The organism is Shewanella sp. 10N.286.51.B2 (genome assembly GCF_041469265.1).
Taxonomy (GTDB): domain Bacteria; phylum Pseudomonadota; class Gammaproteobacteria; order Enterobacterales; family Shewanellaceae; genus Shewanella.
Map to the genome: position 1 here is coordinate 76,974 of NZ_JBFRKH010000012.1, position 23,026 is coordinate 99,999.

At 41.7% G+C, this 23,026-nt stretch carries 26 protein-coding genes; 23 read left to right on the forward strand and 3 right to left on the reverse strand.

Going from position 1 to position 23,026, the window contains the following annotated elements; all coding sequences use genetic code 11:
• The first annotated feature begins 56 nt into the window (after positions 1-56).
• From AB4140_RS03065 to AB4140_RS03090, 6 genes are all read left to right on the forward strand, one after another.
• Positions 57-908 carry a thymidylate synthase gene (locus tag AB4140_RS03065; protein WP_102439245.1) on the forward strand — a complete coding sequence of 284 codons (852 nt, stop codon included), beginning with the start codon at positions 57-59 and terminating at the stop codon, positions 906-908.
• Positions 909-1,409: 501 nt separating this feature from the next.
• Positions 1,410-2,582, forward strand: coding sequence for a Na+/H+ antiporter NhaA (nhaA, locus tag AB4140_RS03070; RefSeq protein WP_102439244.1), 1,173 nt, complete (start codon positions 1,410-1,412; stop codon positions 2,580-2,582).
• A 14-nt stretch (positions 2,583-2,596) separates the two neighbouring features.
• Positions 2,597-2,983, forward strand: coding sequence for a hypothetical protein (locus AB4140_RS03075; protein WP_102439243.1), 387 nt, complete (start codon positions 2,597-2,599; stop codon positions 2,981-2,983).
• Positions 2,984-3,011: 28 nt separating this feature from the next.
• A complete protein-coding gene (nhaR, locus tag AB4140_RS03080) occupies positions 3,012-3,944 on the forward strand; it encodes a transcriptional activator NhaR (protein WP_076542538.1) in 933 nt (310 codons plus the stop codon).
• A 30-nt stretch (positions 3,945-3,974) separates the two neighbouring features.
• On the forward strand, positions 3,975-4,223 hold the full coding sequence (locus AB4140_RS03085; protein WP_371999753.1) for a succinate dehydrogenase assembly factor 2: 249 nt from the start codon (positions 3,975-3,977) through the stop codon (positions 4,221-4,223).
• A 51-nt stretch (positions 4,224-4,274) separates the two neighbouring features.
• Complete coding sequence (locus tag AB4140_RS03090; protein WP_102475608.1) at positions 4,275-4,706, forward strand: protein YgfX; 432 nt, start codon at positions 4,275-4,277, stop codon at positions 4,704-4,706.
• 11 nt (positions 4,707-4,717) lie between these two features.
• Here the strand turns inward: AB4140_RS03090 and nadB are convergent, their stop codons facing one another.
• Positions 4,718-6,328: an L-aspartate oxidase gene (nadB, locus tag AB4140_RS03095; protein WP_371999755.1), complete on the reverse strand. Its 1,611-nt coding sequence runs from the start codon at positions 6,326-6,328 to the stop codon at positions 4,718-4,720.
• 224 nt (positions 6,329-6,552) lie between these two features.
• On the opposite strand from nadB, the gene rpoE reads away from it, so the two are divergent.
• From rpoE to AB4140_RS03155, 12 genes are all read left to right on the forward strand, one after another.
• Positions 6,553-7,131 (forward strand): RNA polymerase sigma factor RpoE, encoded by a 579-nt coding sequence (gene rpoE / locus AB4140_RS03100; protein ID WP_102439239.1) that lies wholly within the window; start codon positions 6,553-6,555, stop codon positions 7,129-7,131.
• A 24-nt stretch (positions 7,132-7,155) separates the two neighbouring features.
• The gene (locus AB4140_RS03105; protein ID WP_102439238.1) at positions 7,156-7,770 is read left to right on the forward strand and encodes a sigma-E factor negative regulatory protein; all 615 of its coding nucleotides are present in this window, start codon (positions 7,156-7,158) and stop codon (positions 7,768-7,770) included.
• 12 nt (positions 7,771-7,782) lie between these two features.
• Complete coding sequence (locus AB4140_RS03110; protein ID WP_102439237.1) at positions 7,783-8,715, forward strand: MucB/RseB C-terminal domain-containing protein; 933 nt, start codon at positions 7,783-7,785, stop codon at positions 8,713-8,715.
• Positions 8,716-8,896: 181 nt separating this feature from the next.
• Positions 8,897-9,364 (forward strand): SoxR reducing system RseC family protein, encoded by a 468-nt coding sequence (locus tag AB4140_RS03115; RefSeq protein WP_102439284.1) that lies wholly within the window; start codon positions 8,897-8,899, stop codon positions 9,362-9,364.
• Positions 9,365-9,505: 141 nt separating this feature from the next.
• Positions 9,506-11,296 carry a translation elongation factor 4 gene (lepA, locus tag AB4140_RS03120; protein ID WP_102531398.1) on the forward strand — a complete coding sequence of 597 codons (1,791 nt, stop codon included), beginning with the start codon at positions 9,506-9,508 and terminating at the stop codon, positions 11,294-11,296.
• A gap of 208 nt (positions 11,297-11,504) precedes the next feature.
• The gene (gene lepB / locus AB4140_RS03125; RefSeq protein WP_102475612.1) at positions 11,505-12,419 is read left to right on the forward strand and encodes a signal peptidase I; all 915 of its coding nucleotides are present in this window, start codon (positions 11,505-11,507) and stop codon (positions 12,417-12,419) included.
• Positions 12,419-13,099 carry a ribonuclease III gene (gene rnc / locus AB4140_RS03130; RefSeq protein ID WP_102439234.1) on the forward strand — a complete coding sequence of 227 codons (681 nt, stop codon included), beginning with the start codon at positions 12,419-12,421 and terminating at the stop codon, positions 13,097-13,099. Before lepB ends, rnc begins: the two co-directional genes overlap by 1 nt.
• A complete protein-coding gene (era, locus tag AB4140_RS03135; RefSeq protein WP_102439233.1) occupies positions 13,096-14,100 on the forward strand; it encodes a GTPase Era in 1,005 nt (334 codons plus the stop codon). The genes rnc and era overlap by 4 nt, the downstream gene beginning before the upstream one ends.
• Positions 14,101-14,147: 47 nt before the next feature.
• Complete coding sequence (gene recO, locus AB4140_RS03140) at positions 14,148-14,855, forward strand: DNA repair protein RecO (RefSeq protein ID WP_102439232.1); 708 nt, start codon at positions 14,148-14,150, stop codon at positions 14,853-14,855.
• A 113-nt stretch (positions 14,856-14,968) separates the two neighbouring features.
• Positions 14,969-15,706 (forward strand): pyridoxine 5'-phosphate synthase, encoded by a 738-nt coding sequence (gene pdxJ / locus AB4140_RS03145; RefSeq protein WP_102439231.1) that lies wholly within the window; start codon positions 14,969-14,971, stop codon positions 15,704-15,706.
• The gene (gene acpS, locus AB4140_RS03150; RefSeq protein ID WP_102439230.1) at positions 15,706-16,086 is read left to right on the forward strand and encodes a holo-ACP synthase; all 381 of its coding nucleotides are present in this window, start codon (positions 15,706-15,708) and stop codon (positions 16,084-16,086) included. Before pdxJ ends, acpS begins: the two co-directional genes overlap by 1 nt.
• Positions 16,087-16,243: 157 nt before the next feature.
• The gene (locus tag AB4140_RS03155; RefSeq protein WP_102439229.1) at positions 16,244-16,786 is read left to right on the forward strand and encodes a DUF962 domain-containing protein; all 543 of its coding nucleotides are present in this window, start codon (positions 16,244-16,246) and stop codon (positions 16,784-16,786) included.
• Between the two features lie 78 nt (positions 16,787-16,864).
• Here the strand turns inward: AB4140_RS03155 and AB4140_RS03160 are convergent, their stop codons facing one another.
• The gene (locus tag AB4140_RS03160) at positions 16,865-18,148 is read right to left on the reverse strand and encodes an HlyC/CorC family transporter (protein ID WP_102439228.1); all 1,284 of its coding nucleotides are present in this window, start codon (positions 18,146-18,148) and stop codon (positions 16,865-16,867) included.
• Positions 18,149-18,249: 101 nt separating this feature from the next.
• Positions 18,250-19,038, reverse strand: a complete 789-nt coding sequence (locus AB4140_RS03165) for an inner membrane protein YpjD (protein WP_102439227.1) — start codon at positions 19,036-19,038, stop codon at positions 18,250-18,252.
• Positions 19,039-19,304: 266 nt separating this feature from the next.
• Here AB4140_RS03165 and ffh point away from each other — a divergent pair, with 266 nt between their 5' ends.
• From ffh to rplS, 5 genes are all read left to right on the forward strand, one after another.
• Complete coding sequence (gene ffh, locus AB4140_RS03170) at positions 19,305-20,678, forward strand: signal recognition particle protein (RefSeq protein WP_102439226.1); 1,374 nt, start codon at positions 19,305-19,307, stop codon at positions 20,676-20,678.
• A 216-nt stretch (positions 20,679-20,894) separates the two neighbouring features.
• Positions 20,895-21,146, forward strand: coding sequence for a 30S ribosomal protein S16 (rpsP, locus tag AB4140_RS03175; protein WP_102439225.1), 252 nt, complete (start codon positions 20,895-20,897; stop codon positions 21,144-21,146).
• An 18-nt stretch (positions 21,147-21,164) separates the two neighbouring features.
• Entirely contained in the window at positions 21,165-21,695 is a 531-nt protein-coding gene (gene rimM / locus AB4140_RS03180; protein WP_303445534.1) for a ribosome maturation factor RimM, read from the forward strand.
• A 15-nt stretch (positions 21,696-21,710) separates the two neighbouring features.
• Positions 21,711-22,457, forward strand: coding sequence for a tRNA (guanosine(37)-N1)-methyltransferase TrmD (trmD, locus tag AB4140_RS03185; protein WP_076542576.1), 747 nt, complete (start codon positions 21,711-21,713; stop codon positions 22,455-22,457).
• Positions 22,458-22,492: 35 nt separating this feature from the next.
• On the forward strand, positions 22,493-22,846 hold the full coding sequence (gene rplS, locus AB4140_RS03190; RefSeq protein WP_076542580.1) for a 50S ribosomal protein L19: 354 nt from the start codon (positions 22,493-22,495) through the stop codon (positions 22,844-22,846).
• The last annotated feature ends 180 nt before the right edge of the window (positions 22,847-23,026 follow it).

The following is a 23,026-nucleotide window of genomic DNA, read 5'->3' on the forward strand; positions in this document are numbered from 1 at the left end:
AGTTTTGACAATTAATATTCTGCAAATAATAAACGTTTTAATAATAGGACAATAAAATGCGTCAGTATTTAGATCTCTGCAACCACATCGTTGAAAACGGCCACTGGATTGAAAATAAACGTACAGGTAAGCGCTGTTTAACGGTGATCAATGCAGATTTACAATACGATGTTGCCAATAATCAATTTCCCATTATTACGACTCGTAAAAGCTTCTGGAAGGCTGCAATTGCTGAGCTTATTGGCTACATTCGTGGTTACGATAATGCCGCAGATTTTCGCGCCATCGGCACTAAAACCTGGGATATGAACGCCAATGACAACCAAAGTTGGTTAAACAATCCACACCGCAAAGGTGAGGATGATATGGGCCGAGTATACGGAGTGCAAGGAAGACGCTGGCAAAAACCTTGTGGTGGAAGCGTTGATCAGCTTGCTAAAATTGTCGATAACTTATCTAAAGGGGTTGACGATCGTGGTGAGATTATCACTTTCTATAATCCTGGTGAGTTTGACATGGGCTGCTTAAGACCTTGTATGCATACTCATACTTTTTCGCTTCTCGGTGATACCCTTTACCTAACAAGCTATCAGCGTTCATGTGATGTGCCTTTGGGGCTTAACTTTAATCAAATTCAGGTGTACACCTTTTTAGCACTAATGGCGCAGATCACTGGAAATAAGCCAGGTCTGGCTTATCACAAGATCATTAATGCGCACATTTATGAAGATCAACTTGAATTGATGAAAACTGAGCAACTTGTCCGTGATCCATTCCCATCGCCACAGTTGAATATTAATCCTGATATAAAAAGTTTACGTGACTTGGAAACTTGGGTCACCATGGATGACTTTGAAGTGATTGGTTACCAACATCACGAAGCAATTAAGTATCCCTTCTCCGTATAAATCACATTTCAGCCATCATTTCACCCAATGGCTTTGGTTTACATCTAAACCAAAGCCATTGTCTTCTACTGCGTAAAGTATCGACGATTTTTAAACCCGATAATGAAAATAACAGCTAACCTTTAATGATCTTATGGGGACAGTGTATGCAAAACAGCCTCATTGCTAAGTTGCTTTTTAAGACTAAAAAGACAATGTTAGTTAATAATGCTTGTGATAATAATTTTGCAGAGTATTGTAAATAAAAGATTAATTAATTTAGCTGATTGTATTTTTATTCAGCAGTTGATATTTTTTTCAAGAAGCTTGTTGGTAATTGATTAGCTTAAAAAAGCGATATGTTGGCAATTTGGGCTCACGTTAATACACTTAAATGTGATCTTGTTCGTGTTATTTTGTTTAATACCTCGGAAATCCCGACATATAAGACCCAAACTAACGATTATGATTGTTTGAATAATTCCGCTAGACTCGAATTAATTGTTTTTTGTGGAGAAAATTATGGAACGTGCAATTAAGAATTTCTTAAGTCAAGAATCTGCAGGGGGTATCATTTTGATGATCTCTGTAGTGCTGGCGATGTTAATGGCAAATTCGCCATTAGCGGGTTTATACAGTGGTTTTCTTGATACAGAAGTCCAAGTACGTATCGGTTCACTGGATATAGATAAGCCATTACTGTTGTGGATTAATGATGGTCTTATGGCGTTATTCTTCCTACTAATTGGTTTAGAAGTTAAACGTGAACTGCTAGAAGGTGCGCTTTCAAGCGTTTCAAAAGCATCATTACCTACCTTTGCTGCTATTGGTGGTATGTTGTTCCCAGCGTTATTTTATTTAGCGTTCAACTACTCAGATCCTGTGACTCAAGTGGGCTGGGCAATTCCAGCTGCGACTGATATTGCCTTTGCACTCGGTATCATGGCGCTACTTGGTAGCCGTGTTCCGGTGGCATTGAAAGTCTTTTTACTTGCATTAGCCATTATCGATGACTTGGGCGTAATCGTCATTATCGCACTATTTTACAGTGCTGATTTATCGATGGTAAGCTTGATTGTTGCAGCTATTTCAATTGTATTAATGGTTGCTCTGAACCGCAAAGGTGTCAGCTCACTGATCCCTTACGGTTTACTTGGTCTGATCTTATGGGTTGCAGTGCTTAAATCTGGCGTACATGCCACATTAGCAGGTGTGATTATTGCGTTCTGTATTCCATTGCGCGCTAAAGACGGCTCATCACCATCTGAGCATTTAGAGCATAGCCTACACCCTTGGAGCACCTTCTTCATTCTACCCGTATTCGCCTTTGCCAATGCAGGCTTATCACTTGCAGGTATGAGCGTAACCTCGTTAGTTGAGCCAGTAACTATCGGTATTATCTTAGGCCTACTATTAGGTAAGCCTGTAGGTGTATTACTGTTTAGTTATGTTGCGGTAAAACTAAAATTAGCTGAATTACCACCAGGAATTGGCTGGAGTCAAATTATCCCTGTGGCAGTGATGACTGGTATTGGTTTCACTATGTCAGTATTTATTTCGTCGCTTGCCTTTGATGGTGCACCTGATCAATATGGTGATTTTGCAAGATTAGGTATTTTAACCGGTTCAATGCTAGCTGCATTAGTGGGTTATTTCTGGTTAAACAAGGTGCTTCCTAAAACTGAAGCAAAATAAGCTGGAGTGATTAAATGAAACTTAAACTGCTAATGTTAGCCTTTGCTATTGGGGCCGTTGTTCCTGCCCAAGCAACGTCATTCAATGTTTGTCAAAAGGATGTTGAATCAAGCGAGTGTAAAAGTTACTTAGATGGTGTGGTTGATGGTGCATTGATGTACCACGACGACGCTTCTGCTAGCCGATTAGACGCTGATAGTGGCTATGAGTCTCGAGCGCTTAAATACCGCGCAGGTAAACGCTATCAAGAGGCTAACCGCAGTTTTTGTGCAGAAAGAGTCCCTGACAAGGCAGATATTGTTTTGGCCATTCAAGAACAAACGGCCAATAAAAACATCAATGACCTAAATGAGTTGTCGATATTAATTGATAGCTTGTTGAACTGCCAGAGACTAAAATAAGTCATCTTTCATTAGCTGGCTTATATGAATGCAACATTTAAATTATAACCATCTATATTATTTTTGGATGGTTAGAAAGAAAGGGACGGTAGCCAAGGCTGCCGTCGCTTTATGTTTAGCCCCGCAAACTATCACAGGTCAAATTCGCGCTTTAGAAGAACGCCTCAATGGCAGTCTATTTAAACGTGTCGGCCGCAACCTTGAATCCACCGAACTTGGTGAAATCGTATTTCGTTATGCTGATAAGATGTTTAGTCTAAGCTACGAAATGATCGATTTACTCTCTTATCAAAAAGATGACTCAGTGTTATTTGAAGTGGGTATTGCTGATGCCCTGTCTAAAGCCTTAGCCAGTCGCGTTTTACTGACAGTGATCCCAAGTGACGGTTCAATGCATTTGAGCTGTTATGAATCAACCCATGAAAGCCTGATAGCAAGGTTACGTGAACATAAATTAGATATGATTTTATCTGATTGTGCTGGCGTATCACTTAAATACCCTGAAATCTTATCCAAAAAGTTAGGCGAGTGCGGTATTAGCTTTTTCTCTTCATCAAAGCCCTCTGCTGACTTTCCAGCATGTCTTGAGCAAGAGAAATTACTGATCCCAGGCAAGCGTACTTCCCTTGGGCAACAGTTACATCGCTGGTTTGCTGAAAAAAATCTTAATGTGAGTATTTTAGGTGAGTTTGATGATGCGGCTATGATGAAAGCATTTGGTTTGTTTAAGCGCGGTATATTTGTTGCTCCCTCTATTTATCGTCATGATATACTCTCTCAAGGCATGGTATTACTGGGTGAAACCACTGATATTAAAGAAGAGTATCATGTCATGTTTGCTGAGAGGATGATTCAACACCCTGCGGTTCAACGCTTGTTAGAAACAGACTTTAATGATTTGTTTGCTGGTGTTGATCCACAAGTTCAAGATGTTGAGCATCGAAGTTTGCAACATCTATAAAGTATCCGAAGAGATGTTAGGAGAAGTACATTGGAATTAATGAATATAGCAAGAGTGCGCTGGGCTTGTCGAAGAGGGATGCTTGAGTTAGATGTTCTTTTTCAACCTTTTGTAGAGCAACATTACCAAGCTTTAGCTGATAAAGATAAGCAAACCTTCATTGATTTATTAGCCTGTGAAGACCCTGAGTTATTTGCTTGGTTTATGGGGCATGAAGTTTGCCCTGATGCTGCTATGGCTGAGATGATAGTTACGGTTCGTGGTCGCCCTCAACCATAAGCTAGTTTATAGCGATATGAGCTTACTGCAAAAGATGAAGGTGCTTAACTGATGCATTTCAGCTTAAGCGCTTCATTTAATCAATTTTTATCACATATTGTATTGCTCTGTGTGTGTTTAAGCAGCTTTATTCTTTGGCCAGATTATCGCCACTGGGCTTATCAACTGGCATTCTATTTTATTCTTATCTCGTATCTGGCTTTTTTTGTCGCTCATCTGTTGGCGTTAAGGCATTGGCGTTGCCAATTTTCTTTACTTGATGCAAGTAAAGGTAAGTTATCCCAAGGGCAAGAATTTCAATTATGGCGCAGTTCAATAGTCACTGTATTTGCTGCAGTGATGTTTATTGAACTTGACGTTTTAGATGAGCGGGGAGTTGCAACTCGGGGAAAAAGGCAGTTATTAATTGTCTGGAGCGACATGCTTGACGACAGCAGTTACCGAAACCTGTGTCGTCAATTAATCGCATATCAAAAGCGTTAATAATCTTAACGCTATCGTTCAGGTTGTAAAATAGTTGGCTTTGGATTATCGACTTGCTCTGGGTAATCGGCATTATAGTGTAGGCCACGACTTTCTTTTCTTTCCATGGCGCAGCGAATGATTAACTCAGCTACTTGAACCAAGTTTCTCAATTCCAGTAAATTGTTACTGACTCTGAAGTTACTATAATATTCTTGAATTTCTTGTTGTAACAATGCGCAGCGGCGTAGCGCGCGCTCCAAGCGTTTATCGGTTCTAACAATTCCTACATAATCCCACATGAATAAACGCAGTTCATGCCAGTTATGGGCAATGACCACTTCTTCATCTGAGTTACTAACCTGACTTTCATCCCAGAGTGGCATAGGCCCGGGTGTCGGCACTTTTTCAAGCAAGCTTTCAATATCTTGAGCAGCAGCTCTAGCAAAAACCAAGCACTCTAATAAGGAGTTACTGGCCAGTCGGTTGGCACCATGTAAGCCGGTGTAGGCTACTTCACCAATGGCATATAGGCCATTGATATCAGTTTGACCATGCAAATCTGTCATGACGCCGCCGCAGGTGTAATGGGCTGCAGGCACCACAGGGATGGGATCGGTGGTGATATCAATACCAAATTCTAAACAGCGACTGTAAATCGTGGGAAAATGTTTGATGACAAATTCAGCGGGTTTATGGCTGATATCTAAATACAGACAATCAGCACCCAAGCGCTTCATTTCATAATCGATTGCCCTTGCCACAATATCACGGGGAGCAAGTTCCGCGCGTTCATCAAATTCAGGCATAAAACGGCTACCATCAGGTCGTTTTAAATATGCGCCCTCACCACGTAATGCTTCAGTGAGCAGATAATTTCTAGCATCAGCATGATACAAGCAAGTTGGATGAAATTGATTAAACTCCATGTTGGCAATACGGCAACCCGCTCGCCAAGCCATGGCGATTCCGTCACCACTAGCAATATCCGGATTAGAAGTATATTGATATACCTTTGAACAGCCACCTGTCGCGATAGCAACAAATTTGGCTGTTACCGTTTCAACGTGCTCAGCATCGCGGTTCCAAATATAAGCACCCACTACACGATTACCGGGGCGGTTTAATTTGCGAGTGGTGATTAGGTCAATGGCGTTATATCGCTCAAGTACTTTAATATTCGGGTGCGCGATTGCGCGTTCTTGCAAGGTTGATTGTACTGCTTTACCGGTTGCATCGGCAGAGTGCAAAATACGTCGATGGCTGTGACCACCTTCACGGGTCAAATGATAAGGTGCTGCGCTTTGATCGCCGTCAGTTTCTTCTTTATCAAATGCCACACCGCATTGAATTAACCATTGCATCGACTTTTTGGCATTTTCAGCCGTGTAAGTCACCACTTCTTTGTCACAAAGTCCTGCGCCAGCAATGAGCGTGTCGTTAACATGTGATTCAATAGTGTCCGATTCATCGAATACAGATGCGATTCCACCTTGGGCATAATAAGTCGAACCTTCCGCCAAAGGGCCTTTAGAAAGTAAAATAACTTTAGACTTTTCAGCTAGATGCAGGGCAAGTGTTAATCCTGCTGCACCGCTACCTATAACCAAAATATCAGACTGGTGTTCAACTGCTTGTTTCATAAGGTATCATGGAGTACTTAATATGTTCCTCAATGGTAAATCAATTACGCTTTTTTGGGTACTTAGACATTACTATTAGATGGGGTAATCGCTAATTTTTTAATTAAATTAATTTTTTTTCATTCAATATCGAACTTTTTCAAAGCATGCGAGTCTACTTTAATGTGAATATGATTCGAGCGACTGAGAAATCAGTATTATAGATTTAGGAGTAGTCGGCTCGGATGAGTGGACAAATAAGTGATCAACAGTTAGTTGAACGTGTTCAGCGTGGTGATAAAAACGCCTTCAATTTGCTAGTCCAAAAATACCAAAATAAGGTAATGAGCTTAATTTCGAGATACATACGAAACCAAGCGGACATAGCAGATGTTGCACAAGAAGCCTTTATTAAAGCTTACCGTGCATTACCCAACTTTCGGGGTGAAAGTGCTTTTTATACTTGGCTTTACCGCATTGCAGTAAACACTGCAAAAAATCATTTGGTTTCTCAGAGCAGAAAAACACCGGCTAACAGTGTTGACGCCGAAGAAGCTGAATACTACGAAGGCAGCGATGCATTAAAGGAATTTGCTTCACCAGAACGCTTGGTGTTATCAGATGAAATTAATCGGGTGATTTTTGAAACGTTAGAAACGTTGCCAGAAGAATTGAAAATTGCAATATCATTACGAGAACTCGATGGTATGAGTTACGAGGATATTGCCAATATCATGGATTGTCCTGTTGGGACGGTGAGATCAAGGATCTTCCGCGCACGGGAATCAATCGATAAAAAACTCCAGCCTTTGCTGGAACAGTAACAGTCTTTATGACATGGGTGAAAAATGCTTAAATCAGGTCAAGAATGGGTTTCATCAGCAGTTGACGGCGAAGTTGATGCAAAAACATTAGCGGAATTGTCAGCAGACGAAGGCTCACATAGCAAATGGCAAAACTATCACATGATAGGCGATGCAATGCGCGGCGAGTTACCACAGACAATTGATTTGGATCTTTCTGCTAATATTGCAGCGGCAATAGAATTAGAGCCAGCCATTATTGCACCTCAGACTCAAACAACTTCAGTACATGATACTGAAACCGTGAACGAGACTAAGAAAGATAATGTGGTACCGTTTTTCAAACAGTTTGGTCAATATGCAATTGCTGCAACTGTGGCTATGGTAGCAATTGTTGGTGTGCAAAATTATGAGCAAGACCCAAGTGTCGACTCACCATTACCTGTGTTAAATACTCGTCCTTTAATTGGGACTGCGTCACCTGTTAGTCTCCAAACTGGGGCTGTACAAAATCAATCTAATATCAGTAACGATAATATGGTTGAGCAACGTCGCCGTATAAATTCTTATATCCAAGACCATATGCTACAACAAAGGTTGAATTCAGGTGCGGTTGTGGACAACAATAGCGAAATTGAACTAAACGATTTTAATCATTAATTCGGAGTTAGCTTGCGTCTAATCCTGTTAGTACTTGCTGTATTGGCTTTCCCTAGTATTGCCGAAGAAGAAAAATCAGCGAAAGCTTGGCTTGAAAGTATGAGCCAAGCATTACAAACCAAACAATTCAAATCTTCTATTATTCAACTGCAAGCCGACCACATACGACCACTGGTTTATCTGCATGGTACGGTCAATGATAAAGAAGTCGCTTTTCTAGAGTACCTCAATGGCCCCCCTAAAAATGCGGTCAGAGTTGCTGATACGGTAACATTTATTGAGCATGACCAACCGGCATACAGCATCAGCGCTCCCCGTATTCAAGGTCTTTGGCCTGCTATTTTTGCATCTAATATCAATTCTTTAGAGCAGGGGTATCAATTTGTTTTAGGTGGAAGAAGCCGTATAGCTGGGCGCCCTGGGCAAATGATCCGCATTATTCCGGTTGATGAACACCGCTTTATGTCACAAGTTTGGGTGGACATGGAAACCCATTTACCACTGCGTTATGACATGATTAACCAAGACAAACAGCTTATTGAGCAAATGATGGTCATTGAGCTAATAGAGCTTGGTGAGCCAGCGAGCATTTTAGTCGAAGCTGAAAAGCAAGAACTGCCGCCTGTGATGAACCCAGCTGAACGGATTGAAGGACAGAATTGGCAATTTACTTGGTTACCTGCAGGGTTTCATTTAGTAGTAAAAGATCATCACCGCTTACTTGGCAGTGATGAATCAGTTGAATATATCGCTTTAACCGATGGCTTAGTTAACATTTCAGTGTATGTGGCCAGAATGGGTGATAGTCCAATGCCTGATGAGCTAATTACCCGCAACGGCCTTTCAATGGTGGTTGAGCAAGTGGGCAATGTTGAAGTAGTTGCTGTGGGTAAAGTGCCTGCAGATACGCTTAATCGTATTGCTAAAAGCCTAGTGTTGAAATAAAGATTCTTGAAATAAATGGTCTTGAAATAACGAGTATTAAAGTAACTGGCCATAAAACAAGCGTTAAAATAAGTGCTAGAATCACTAGCACTTAACCTACAGGGCGCCTTTCGCTATGACTCAACAAGTAGACTCAACATCAGCGCAAAAACCTCAATCACCTCCAGCATTATCGCAATCGATGTTGGAGGAGGTGGCGACGGTAATCGCTTACGATCCCAAAGGGTGGGTCACCGTTGAGATTGAACTTAAGAGTGCTTGTAATCATTGTTCAAGCAGTGACAATTGTGGCACCTCAACGGTTGCTAAAGCCTTTTCGATTAAAAAGCAGCAATTCTCTCTGATGGCAGAACAAGCCTGCGAAGCGGGTGATTTACTGAAACTTGCTCTGCCTGAATCCGTGATATTAAAAGCAGCAATGCTGGTTTATATCACTCCTTTAGTTGGGTTATTTTTAGGCGCTATTATGGGGCAGGGCTTAGCTGGTCTTTTGGATATCAACACTGACCATGGCGCAATGATGCTTGCAGCGATAGGCAGTTTCATGGCTTGGAAAGCCGGTAAAAGCAAAGCGCTAACGCTTGAAAAAGCCTCGACGCCCATCATTACAGCGTATTTAGGCCAAGGGATCAGCCTTTCGCGGGGGTAGATAGCATTATTTATCAGATATGAAGGGCGATTTTATTATTGTTTTTTGTCCAGTTATTGATTGTGATTGGTATTAACCCCTTTATCAGGTACAATTCGACCTCATTATATCCACCATTTTAGTAGTAGCCATTTCACCCACATGAAACACATTAGAAACTTCTCAATTATTGCCCATATCGACCATGGCAAATCAACATTGTCTGATCGCCTTATCCAATTTTGTGGTGGTTTATCAGACCGTGAAATGGACGTTCAAGTTCTCGATTCTATGGATATCGAACGTGAGCGCGGCATTACCATTAAAGCGCAGAGTGTTACCCTCGACTATAAAGCCGATGATGGTGAAACTTATCAGCTGAACTTCATTGATACACCCGGCCACGTTGACTTCTCTTATGAAGTATCCCGTTCACTTGCTGCGTGTGAAGGTGCATTGCTAGTAGTTGATGCCGGTCAAGGCGTTGAAGCACAGACACTTGCAAACTGTTACACCGCCTTAGAAATGGATCTTGATGTGGTACCGATTTTAAATAAAATCGATTTACCTCAAGCCGATCCTGAGCGTGTCGCTGCAGAAATCGAAGATATTGTTGGTATCGATGCTATGGAAGCTGTGCGCTGCTCAGCTAAAACGGGTATCGGTATTAAAGATGTACTAGAAGTCATCGTATCGGATATCCCACCACCAGAAGGTGATATCGATGCACCACTTCAAGCGCTGATTATTGATTCATGGTTTGATAGTTACCTTGGTGTTGTCTCGTTAGTACGTATTAAGCATGGCGTCTTGAAAAAAGGTGACAAGTTTAAAGTTATGTCTACCGGTCAAAACTACAATGCTGACCGTGTTGGTATCTTTACGCCTAAACAAACAGATACACCTGAACTTAAAGCCGGTGAAGTTGGCTTTGTTATTTCGGGCATTAAAGAAATTCACGGCGCACCAGTAGGTGATACCTTAACTCACGCTAAACATGGTGCCGAAGAGCCTTTACCTGGGTTTAAAAAGGTTACACCGCAAGTTTATGCCGGTGTATTCCCAATTTCGACAGATGAGTTTGAAAGCTTCCGTGAAGCATTAAACAAGCTAAGCTTGAACGATGCATCGCTGTTTTTCGAGCCTGAATCATCTTCAGCATTAGGTTTTGGTTTCCGTATTGGTTACCTTGGCTTATTGCACATGGAAATCATTCAAGAGCGTCTTGAGCGTGAATACAACCTTGATTTGATTACCACAGCACCGACGGTTGTTTATGAAGTTCAATTGAACAATGGTGAGGTGGTGTATGTAGATAACCCATCAGATTTACCGCCAATCAATAACATCGACATGATCCGTGAACCTATTGTTGAAGCAAACATGTTGGTGCCTAAAGAGTACTTGGGTAACGTTATCACTTTATGTGTCGAGAAGCGTGGCGTACAAACCAATATGGTTTATCACGGTAATCAAGTTTCTGTGACTTACGAATTGCCAATGGCTGAAGTCGTCATGGATTTCTTTGATAGATTGAAATCAACCAGTCGTGGTTATGCCTCATTAGAGTATAACTTTATTCGTTTTGAAGAAGCGGATATGGTGCGTTTAGATATCTTGATCAATGGTGACAGAGTTGATGCGCTAGCAATGGTTATTCATCGTTCAAACATTCGTCATCGCGGCTTAGCTTTAGTTGATAAAATGAAAGAGCTGATCCCAAGACAGATGTTTGATATCGCGATTCAAGCTGCGGTGGGTAGTCAGATTATTGCCCGCTCAAACATTAAAGCAATGCGTAAAGACGTTACCGCTAAATGTTATGGTGGTGATGTCTCGCGTAAGAAGAAACTACTAAATAAGCAAAAAGAAGGTAAGAAGCGCATGAAGCAAGTCGGTAACGTTGAAGTGCCTCAAGAAGCGTTCTTAGCTGTATTGAAACTTAATGATTAATCCTGCATAGGTTTCATTAGAGTTCAGATAACGCCGCAGTTTGCGGCGTTGTCATTAGCAAAAGTTAATTTTGCAACAACGGTTTATTCGTATAATTTGTAACATTACAGTTAGTGCTTAACGATGTATTCCATAGGATACTCATTATTCAGCGGTTTATTCATTAAACTATTATTTGAAAGTGTTAAAGGCAGGAGCTTAAATTTCAATGGCAGCCCATTTTTCTCTTATTTTAACCATAATAACCCTTGTGAGTGGGTTAATTTGGTTAATCGATGCAACGATATTTGCCCCTAAACGTCGTGAAAGCTTAGCCCTTGCAGAAGCAAAGCAACCTGATTTGAGTGATGATGCAAAATACAGCATTACGCGTGAATCAACCTTGGTTGAATTTGCCCATTCAATTTTTCCGGTTATCGCATTTGTATTGATATTGCGTTCATTTATTTATGAGCCATTTCAAATACCATCGGGCTCAATGAAACCGACTTTACTGGTAGGTGATTTTATTCTGGTAGAAAAATTCAGTTATGGTTTACGTGACCCCGTCTTTCGCAGCAAGCTAATTGAAACAGGTGAGCCTGAGCGTGGCGATGTGTTTGTGTTCAAATATCCTCAGCAGCCTGAAATAGACTATATTAAAAGAGTGGTTGGTTTACCCGGTGACCGTATTATTTACCAAAATAAGCAATTTCTTATTCAGCCTAAATGTGATGCAGCAACAAATTGTCCGCCAGCAAAAGCAATTAAGCTAACGCCAGTTAATCGTGGTGAGTTTACCCATGAAGGTGTGTCGTTATCTCGCTATACCGAGCAGTTAACTGATGTAGAACATGATATTTTAATCAACCCATCTCGCCCTGATTTTAGCTCACATTTCTTTGAGCAACCGGGTACGGCAGTGGGTGAATTTATTGTGCCAGAAGGTCAGTACTTTGCCATTGGTGATAACCGTGACAACAGCACTGATAGCCGCTTTTGGGGCTTTGTCCCTGAAGCTAACTTAGTAGGTAAAGCGGTAGCGATTTGGATTAGTTTTGAATTTGAACGACCTGCAAGTAGTTGGTTACCAACATGGGTACCAACCGGGGTGCGTTTTGACAGAGTAGGTGCGATCAAGTAATGGAACCAATTAAAAACTTACCGCGACTGTGTCGTACGCTGGGTTATGAGTTTACTAATGTTGATTTATTAACTCAGGCATTAACTCATCGTAGTGCTGCATCAAAACATAATGAGCGCCTAGAGTTTCTAGGTGACTCGATTTTATCAATCATTATTTCTGATGCCCTTTATCATCAGTTCCCTAAGGCTACTGAAGGTGATTTAAGCCGTATGCGTTCCACCTTAGTCAAAGGTGAAACCTTAACGGTTATCGCAAAAGAATTTAAGCTAGGCGATTACCTCTACTTAGGCCCTGGCGAGCTTAAAAGTGGTGGATTTAGACGTGAGTCTATTTTAGCTGATGCGGTTGAAGCAATTATCGGGGCGATTTATTTAGATGCTGACATAGAGACCTGTCGTAAGTTATTACTGACCTGGTACCAGCAGCGTTTGGCTGAAATCAAACCTGGCATCAATCAAAAAGATCCGAAAACGATTTTACAAGAATATCTGCAAGGTTATAAAAAGCCCTTACCTGAATACCATGTTGTTGATGTAAAAGGTGAGGCCCATGACCAGACATTTACAGTTGAATGTCGCGTAGCAGAAATCAATAAAGTAGTGACAGGCGTCAGTACTTCAAGAAGAAAAGCTGAGCAGCTAGCTGCCGCTCAGGTATTGGAGCTTATTAATAAATGACCAAAAAAACAGACTTGCCAGAGAACTCACCAGTTGAGCCGAGTTTAGATGAATTATTGGCAAGGATGAATGGCGCTGCGCCAGCCGCTACAGCAAAATACGAGATCACCTATTGTGGCATGGTTGCTATTGTCGGCCGCCCTAATGTGGGTAAATCGACCTTACTGAACAAGTTACTTGGGCAGAAGGTCAGTATTACCTCTAAAAAACCGCAAACCACTCGTCATCGCATTATGGGTATCCATACCGATGAAGCTAGGCAAATTGTTTTTGTTGATACTCCAGGCTTACATATTGAAGAAAAGCGTGCGATTAACCGCCTCATGAACCGTGCTGCAGCAAGTTCGCTTGCTGATGTCTGCATGGTTGTGTTTGTGGTTGATGGCATGACGTGGACTGAAGATGATGAGATGGTGCTCAAGAAATTAGAGCAAGGCAGTGGTCAGCGTAAAACGGTTTTAGCTATCAATAAAGTCGATAATATTAAAGATAAAGAGTCTTTATTCCCTTATCTTGAAAAGTTATCTGCTAAGTTTAAATTTGATGAAATTCTGCCTATCTCGGCTACTAAAGGCACGAATATTCAACGAATTTTAGATTTAGCCAGTGAGTCGTTACCTGAAGCTGGATTTTATTTCCCAGAAGATTACGTCACTGACCGTTCGCAACGCTTTATGGCATCAGAAATTGTCCGTGAAAAGCTAATGCGCTTCTTAGGTGATGAATTGCCTTATGATGCCACCGTTGAGATTGAACAGTTCAAAATGATGGAAAACGGCGTTTATCAAATCAATGCTTTGATTTTGGTCGAGCGTACGGGCCAAAAACGTATGGTTATCGGTAATAAAGGTGAGCGTATCCGCACTATCGCCACCCAAGCTCGACTTGATATGGAAACCTTGTTTGATAATAAAGTTTTCTTAGAAGTTTGGGTTAAGGTTAAGTCAGGCTGGGCAGATGACGAACGTGCTTTACGAAGCTTAGGCTATGGTGAAGACTAAGCCGATGCTTTACTTAATACCGACTTTAGCGACTGTGTAACCCTGCTATGTTAAGGGGGTACATACTACATCATCGACCATACAGAGAATCCAGTGTGATCGTTAACCTGTTAGTTGATGATGTAGGAAGGGTCGATGCCTTAGTCAGAGTAGGTAGCGGAAAAAAATCCCTTAAAAGTATCATTCAGCCATTTCAGCCGCTGATATTCCAGTTCAATAGCAAATCAGGCTCTACTGATTCTTCGCTTAAATTTATTACCCAAGTTGAACCCGCAGCGCCGGCATTACCCCTTAAAGCTGAAAGTTTATATTCTGCTATGTATCTTAATGAGCTGCTGGTTAGGGTACTTAATTCAGGCCAACATGCTGAAGGGTTATTCCTGCATTATCACCGCAGTTTAATGGGCTTGGCGCAGCAATTTAGTTCCAGTCATTTACGCTATTTTGAGATGGAGCTACTTTTAGAATTAGGTGCTTTGCCATCACTGGACTACGACACCTTAGGTGAGATGATCATGGCAGGTTGCAGCTATCGTTTTGTTACTGATGCCGGTTTTGCTGTCGTAAATCAAGCCGCATCAGAGCATTTTACAAGCAGTCGTAACTTGCTCGCTGGTGAGATGCTCATTCAGCTCAAGCAAAAACAATTAACCCCAGAGCACCTAAATCAAGCCAAAGGGCTCATGCGCTATCTGTTAACGCCGCTATTAGGCGGTAAGCCATTACTTAGCCGTAAGTTATTTATTAAACAATAACTTTTTAATATATGAGCAGCCAGTGGTTTACATTAGAATAGGCCCACTAGTTTGTAATATTACTTTTTAGATTTGCTAGTTAGCGAGTCAGTTTTGCCAATTAAGGAGCCACAATGAGTGGAATTTTATTAGGAATTAACATCGATCACATTGCCACTCTTCGTCAAGCTCGTGGAACCAGTTACCCTGATCCTATCCATGCCGCAGCGGTTGCAGAACATGCTGGCGCAGATGGCATCACTATTCATTTACGAGAAGATCGTCGCCATATTCAAGACCGTGATGTGTATTTGTTGGCTAAAACCCTTAAAACGCGGATGAATTTTGAGTTTGCCGTTACCGATGAAATGATTGCGATAGCCTGTGAAGTCAAGCCCGCCTATGCCTGCCTAGTGCCAGAAAAGCGTGAAGAGCTGACCACAGAAGGTGGCTTAGATGTGGCAGGTCAACTTGATAAAATCACTCAAGCTGTCACGACGTTAGCTGCAGAAGGCATCAAGGTATCTTTATTTATTGATGCCGACAAAAGCCAAATAGATGCTGCTGTAGCATCGGGCGCACCTTATATTGAAATCCATACCGGTTGTTATGCCGATGCTGAAACGGATGCTGAGCAGGCTATAGAGTTGGCGCGCATTACTGAAATGGCCAAATATGCTCACAGTAAAGGCTTGATTGTTAATGCAGGACATGGATTGCATTACCATAACGTCAAAGCTATTGCAGCTATCCCTGAGTTGTATGAGTTAAATATTGGGCATGCTGTTATCGCTAGAGCAGCCATTGACGGTTTAGCGACTGCAGTAAAAGATATGAAAACATTAATGCTAGAAGGGCGTAGAGGCGAATAATGGCCATTGTGGGTATTGGTACAGACATTATTGAGATAAACCGCATTGAGCTGCAATATGCCCGTTTAGGGGATAAGTTAGCTAAACGTGTACTCACGCCTACAGAGCTTGAAATTTACCAATCTTCAAAAATAGCCCATCGATACCTAGCAAAACGTTTTGCTGCAAAAGAAGCCGCAGCGAAAGCCTTAGGCACTGGTATTGGCCGCGGAGTTTCATTTCAGCATATTCATATCAGTAATGATGACAATGGTGCGCCACTAATTAGCTTTACTGATGGTGCATTAGCAAGGCTTGAGCAACTTGGCGCAACCCGCGGCCATATTACTATTGCTGATGAGCAACATTATGCCGTTGCAACCGTGATTATTGAGTCTTAGTGACTGAAATTGTTAATATTAAATATCTAAAGGCGCTTAATGCGCTTTTTTGTGGTTGAGTCTTTTTAGGGCGAAACTTGAGTTTGCTGATATCGATAGGGTAAGTTAACGTGAGTTAACCATTACTCACAAAAAACTAACAACTAAAGGTGGTGATATGAAATCAGCGGTCGAGCAGTTAGCAACTTATAAAAGTGTGCACTTAAACCCGAATAATATTCGCACCCATTTCATCGGCGTACCGCTGATTATCTGGTCAGTATTTTTGATGTTAAATTTTATACCGGTGAATTTGCTGTCTTTGCCAAATTTGTATATCAATGTGAATGTGGCATCCGCGTTTGCTATCGGTACTTTAATTTACTACTTCATCTTGCATAAAGGTTTAGCGTTAGGATTAACGATTTTTATTGTTCCAGTGCTTATCACCACTACGCTGGCAGCGCAGCATGGGGCGGGCTGGCTTGTGGCCATTGCTGTATTTGTTGTTGGTTGGGCGATTCAGTTTATCGGCCATAAATACGAAAAAGCCAAACCAGCTTTTATTGACGATTTAAATCAACTTTTGATAGGGCCGTTTTTTTTAATGGCAGAGTTGTATTTTATGCTTGGCTTTGGCAAAGAACTTGAAGAAGAAATCACCCCAATAGCGCGGGATAAACGCAGAGCGTTAGAGGCTAAAAAGCGTCAAACCGCATAAGTTTGATTGAATTTTTGGTATTAAAAAAGGCGCTCAATGCGCCTTTTTAGCTTTTTAATAGCTTAAAACTAACTAATGTTAGTCATCCTGCTCAACTTCAGTAAGCGCAGCATCCGGTATGACTTTTACCGTTTTAATCATGTTATCTGATACCTCTAAAACCTCAATGTCATAGCGGCCTATTTTAAGGCGAGTACTGGCTGATGGTATCTCTTCAAGGTGTTCGATGATCAACCCATTTAAGGTTTTAGGTCCATCGATGGCAAAATCCCATTTCATTTCTTTATTTAAGTCACGTATGGTGATGCTGGCTTCGATAATGAAACTGCCATCTTGTTGAATATCAATATCTTCACTGGCAGTGGTGATCATTGAAGTGGTGAAATCACCGACAATTTCTTCAAGAATATCTTCTAACGTCACCAAACCTTGAATATCACCATATTCATCCACTACTAAGCCAAAACGTTCTTTATTCTGCTGAAAGTTAGACAGTTGTACCGTTAACGGCGTGCCTTCTGGAATGAAGTACAATTCTTTTACGGCTCTTAATAATGTCGACTTACTAAATTCTTCTTTTGACTGCAGTCTTAAGGCATCACGCAGGTGGATAAAACCGACGGCATCATCGATATTATCGCGATACACCAACACTCGTGTGTGCGGGCTTTGAGTCACCTGTTTATTAATCAGTTTGAATTCGTCATTAACGTTAATGGCATAAATGTCTGAGCGCGGGATCATAATGTCTTCAACCGTGACTTTTTCTAAATCTAGAATCGACAAAAGCATTTCTTGATGTCGCTGCGGGATCAATGCCCCAGCTTCATGAACAACCGTGCGTAATTCTTCTTGGCTAAGGGCATCATTAACACTGACATTTTTAATTCCTAATACCCGTAAAAAACCAGAAGTGATTAAGTTAATTACTTTAACTAGCGGCCATAATATCGACAGTAAGGCTTTTAATAGCAAGCTTGACGGAAAGGCAATACGTTCAGGGTGTAAGGCGGCAATGGTTTTTGGGGTGACCTCGGCAAAGATGAGAACCACCAAAGTCAAAACACCTGTGGCAATAGCTACGCCCATGTCACCAAATAAGCGCATGCCAATAATGGTTGCTATAGCTGAGGCTAAGATATTAACCAGATTATTACCAATTAAAATCAGGCCGATTAAGCGGTCGGGTCGCTCTAACATTTTTAGTGCACGAATAGCACCTTTGTGGCCGCTAGCTGCTAAATGACGTAAGCGATAGCGATTTAAGGTCATCATGGCGGTCTCACTACCCGAAAAATAGGCTGAGATACAAATTAACACCAACAGAGAGAAGAGGAGTGCGCTGGTAGAAATAGCGTCCAAAAATGGCTCCAGTTATTGTAGTAAAAAAAAGACGAATGATGAGTATCAATCATTCGTCATGAGTGTCAAGCTTGGTTCATACTATTCAACCAAATATACGGTTATCGTAAAATAATTTCAGTAACGATTCGTGCGCCAAAATAAGCCAGAGAAAGTAACGTTGCCCCAGATAAGGTATATATTACAGCTGTACGAACACGACAACCGATGCTGTAATGCTGCCAAAGCATCACACAGTAAACCACCCAGGCCATAATTGATAAAATAGCCTTGTGACCTTTGCCATCTTCAAACATATCTTCCAAGAAGATAAACCCTGTCGCCAGTGATAATGTTAGTAGCATCACTCCGATAGTTACCAAATGGTACAGCTGTTTTTCAACTGTCATTAATGGCGGCATGCCGGGGCTCATCATGGTTTTCTTGTTTTTCAATTTATTTTGGATTAGCCACAACTGAATAGCGTACAAAGCTGCAATCATCAAGGCACTGTAGGCCATAAGCGATAATACAATATGTGCTAGGATTTCTGGGTGAACATCAAAGTGGATGATGTATTGAGGGGGGATGAGCCACAGCACAGCAACCGAAATAACTGAGCAAGCATAAACCACAGGCACCACAACAATCACTTTTAAGCGGTGCATGATAATGGTAAAGCTAAAGGCAATAATCCAATTAACCAGTGAAATCACATTGGTTAAACTAAAGTTTTGCCCATCAGCGGTAAAAATGGTTTGTGATAATGCAATGCCATGAAGCACAACGGCAATGGATGCAAAGATAGCAACGAGCTTGCGATTGGGACCTTCTACGTGGAAAAGTCGGCTTGTCACTAAAATAAGTGCAATGCAATAAAACAACATCGCCGAAGCTGGGAAAATGACCATCTGGAATAAACCTATCAAGTTATGAGTGCCGTTGTTTTTTACAATATAAAATCAGCACATCTTTAGTTAGTTAAGATTAACACGAACGCCCCCCAATAGTGGAGTGACCTAAGACTCAAAATTTAACAGTTTCCATCATTTAACTGCAAATTCTTTACGAAAGATGATGAATATCAAATCTGATAGCGCAGGCTGATGTCGCATCTTGAAGTAGTTTGGGTATAATGGGCGCCAATTATGGAATCGTTTAAGGTATACAGCAGCGCATGTTTGAGAATCTATCTGACAGACTGTCACGCACCCTCAAGAATATTAGTGGTCGTGGTCGCTTAACCGAAGACAACATTAAAGATACCTTACGTGAAGTGCGCATGGCGCTGCTTGAGGCTGATGTTGCTTTGCCAGTGGTACGCCAATTTGTTAACAGTGTAAAAGAACGCGCTGTTGGTCAAGAGGTGTCAAAAAGTTTAAGTCCAGGACAAGCATTCATTAAAATTGTCCAAAATGAACTTGAAATTGCAATGGGTGAGGCCAATGAAGCCTTAGACCTCGCTAGTCAACCGCCAGCAGTATTAATGATGGCAGGTTTACAAGGTGCGGGTAAAACCACCAGTGTTGCCAAACTGGCTAAATTTTTACGTGAACGCGAAAAGAAATCAGTACTGGTAGTGAGTGCCGATGTTTATCGCCCTGCAGCGATCAAACAGCTAGAAACCTTAGCCACCGAAGTAGAAGTTGAGTTTTTCCCATCGGATGTGAGCCAAAAGCCAGTAGATATTGCTACTGCCGCGATTGCCCATGCCAAGCTTAAGTTCATTGATGTTGTGATTGTCGATACCGCAGGTCGCTTGCATGTTGATGAAGCGATGATGGATGAAATTAAAGACCTTCATGCAGCCGTTAATCCTGTAGAGACGCTCTTTGTTGTCGATGCTATGACTGGCCAAGATGCAGCTAATACTGCAAAATCATTTAATGAAGCATTACCGTTAACCGGTGTGATCCTGACAAAGATTGATGGTGATGCACGTGGCGGCGCGGCGTTATCGATTCGTAATATTACTGGAAAACCGATTAAATTCTTAGGTGTCGGTGAAAAAATTGATGCCCTTGAGCCATTCCACCCTGAGCGTATTGCTTCACGTATTCTTGGTATGGGCGATGTGCTTTCACTCATTGAAGAAGTAGAACGTGGCGTTGATAAAGACAAAGCCATGAAGCTTGCTTCAAAAGTGAAATCAGGTGGCGGCTTTGATTTAGAGGATTTTCGCGAACAACTGCTGCAAATGAAGAATATGGGCGGCATGATGAACATGATTGAAAAGCTGCCAGGTGTAGGCCAATTACCACCCGAAGCGTTAGCCCAAGTTCAAGATGGCAAGATGACCGGCCAAATGGAAGCTATTATTAATTCAATGACACCAGGTGAGCGCAAGCGTCCTGATATCATTAAAGGTTCACGAAAACGTCGTATTGCCTTAGGTTCTGGCACTCAAATTCAGGATGTTAATCGTCTTTTGAAGCAGTTTACTCAAATGCAAAAAATGATGAAAAAAATGTCAGGTAAAGGTGGCATGAAAAAAATGATGCGCAGTATGGGCGGTATGATGCCTCCGGGAATGAAGTTTCCAGGACGTTAATGCCTAAGTTTTTCATGGATATCTATTCAAATACCGCCGGTTAGATTTATTTTGACCTATTGCAGGCATTAGCCTTCGATGTAAAAATCGTCGGATTTGGTTGCAATAGTTGAAAAGTCAGGTAAAATCTTCCGGCTTTCTACTGGGGCCCTTCGCGAACACGGAGTCCCAGTTTTTTATTTTTGCTTCTAGCAAATCATTAGAGGAATAAAACGCATGGTTACCATTCGTTTAGCTCGTGGCGGCGCAAAAAAGCGTCCATTTTACAGTATCGTTGTAGCAGATAGCCGCAATGCACGTGACGGTCGTTTCATCGAACGTGTTGGTTTTTTCAACCCTTTAGCTAAAGGTCAAGAAGAAACTTTACGTTTAGATTTAGATCGTGTTGATCATTGGGTTGCAACTGGTGCTGCAACTTCAGATCGCGTAGCAAAATTGATCAAAGACGCTCGTAAAGCTGTTGCTTAATAGCGTTAAGGTATAAAGATGAGTAGTAATCAACAACCCATCGTACTAGGCAAAATAGGTTCTAGTCATGGTATTAAAGGTTGGATGAAAATCACCTCTTATACCGATTCTGTTGAAGGTATTTTTGAATATTCCCCTTGGTACATAAAAGAACAAGGTGAATGGCGTGAGGTTAAGGTCTCTCAGTGGCGTTTTCAAGGTAAAGCACTCGTGGCTTGCTTAGAAGGCGTAAATACACGAGAGGATGCGCAAGCACTTACAAATTGTGAGATTGCCATTCAGTCAGACCAAATGAAAAACTTGTCAGAAGATGAATTCTACTGGCGAGATTTGATTGGTTGTACTGTGACTAACACCAAAGGTTACAACATGGGTGAAGTCGAACAGATCGTGGAAACAGGATCGAACGACGTACTCCTTGTTAAAGCTAACGTAAAAGATGCTTTTGGCAAAGCGGAACGAATGATTCCCTTTGTCCCTGAGCAGTTCGTCCTTGAGGTGAACTTGCAAAGCAAACAGATATTAGTGGATTGGGATCCAGACTTTTAAGTCGAGGTACATCATATGCGGTTAGGGGTAGTAACCCTGTTTCCTGAGATGTTTCGTGCCGTTACAGACTTTGGAGTCACGGGTCGAGCCGTTAAAAACGGCCTGTTAGAGTTGCAAACGTGGAATCCTCGTGATTTCACCCATGATCGACATAACACTGTTGATGACCGACCTTACGGTGGTGGTCCAGGCATGTTGATGATGGTGCAACCGTTACGCGATGCTATTCATGCAGCGAAAGCTGCGGCAGGTGACGGTGCAAAGGTGATTTATTTATCACCTCAGGGACGTAAGCTGGATCAGCAAGGCGTTTCTGAGTTAAGTAAATCAACAAGTTTAGTGTTGGTATGTGGTCGATACGAAGGTGTTGACGAACGTATTATTCAATCTGAAATTGATGAAGAGTGGTCAATTGGTGATTATGTGCTTTCGGGCGGAGAATTACCGGCGATGACCTTAATTGATTCAGTTGCAAGGTTAGTACCTGGTGTACTAGGTAAGCAAGCGTCAGCAGAGCAAGACTCTTTCTCTGATGGCTTATTGGATTGTCCACACTATACACGCCCTGAAACTTTAGATGGTGTCGGTGTACCAGCAGTGCTTTTAAGCGGTGACCACAAAAAAATTAGACTCTGGCGGTTGCAACAAAGTCTTGGTAGGACTTTTTTAAGACGACCAGAATTATTTGAAAATCTAGCTCTGACTGGCGAACAAAAGACTCTTTTAGCGGAGTTTGTCAAAAATTTAGACAAACCTGTGTAGTCATAAGCCCAGTTATTTCTAGAACGGAGTAAGTTATGAACAACATCATTAAAATGCTCAACGAAGAGCAAATGAAAACAGATGTACCTGAATTTGGTGCTGGTGATACAGTAGTAGTTAAGGTACGTGTAGTTGAAGGCAACAAAGAACGTCTTCAAGCGTTTGAAGGTGTGGTTATCGCTAAGCGTAACCGTGGTCTTCATTCTGCATTTACAGTACGTAAAATCTCTAATGGCGAAGGTGTTGAGCGTGGTTTCCAAACGCACAGTAAACTAGTAGCTAGCATCGAAGTTAAGCGTCGCGGTCGTGTTCGTCGTGCTAAGCTTTACTACTTACGTGATCGTTCAGGTAAATCTGCACGTATCCGTGAAAAGTTGGCAACTAAGTAAGACTAGTTACCCGCTTAAAAAAATTAGATGCAGTGTTCGCACAATAGCCCGCCTTTATGGCGGGTTTTTGTGTTTTTGGAGAAAATTAAATTTAGTGGTTGATTAGTGGCTTAATCCAAGGCATAGTTAGCCTAACCTTGTAATGGTGTAGCGGTACGGTGTTACTTTTTTGGTAAGGTC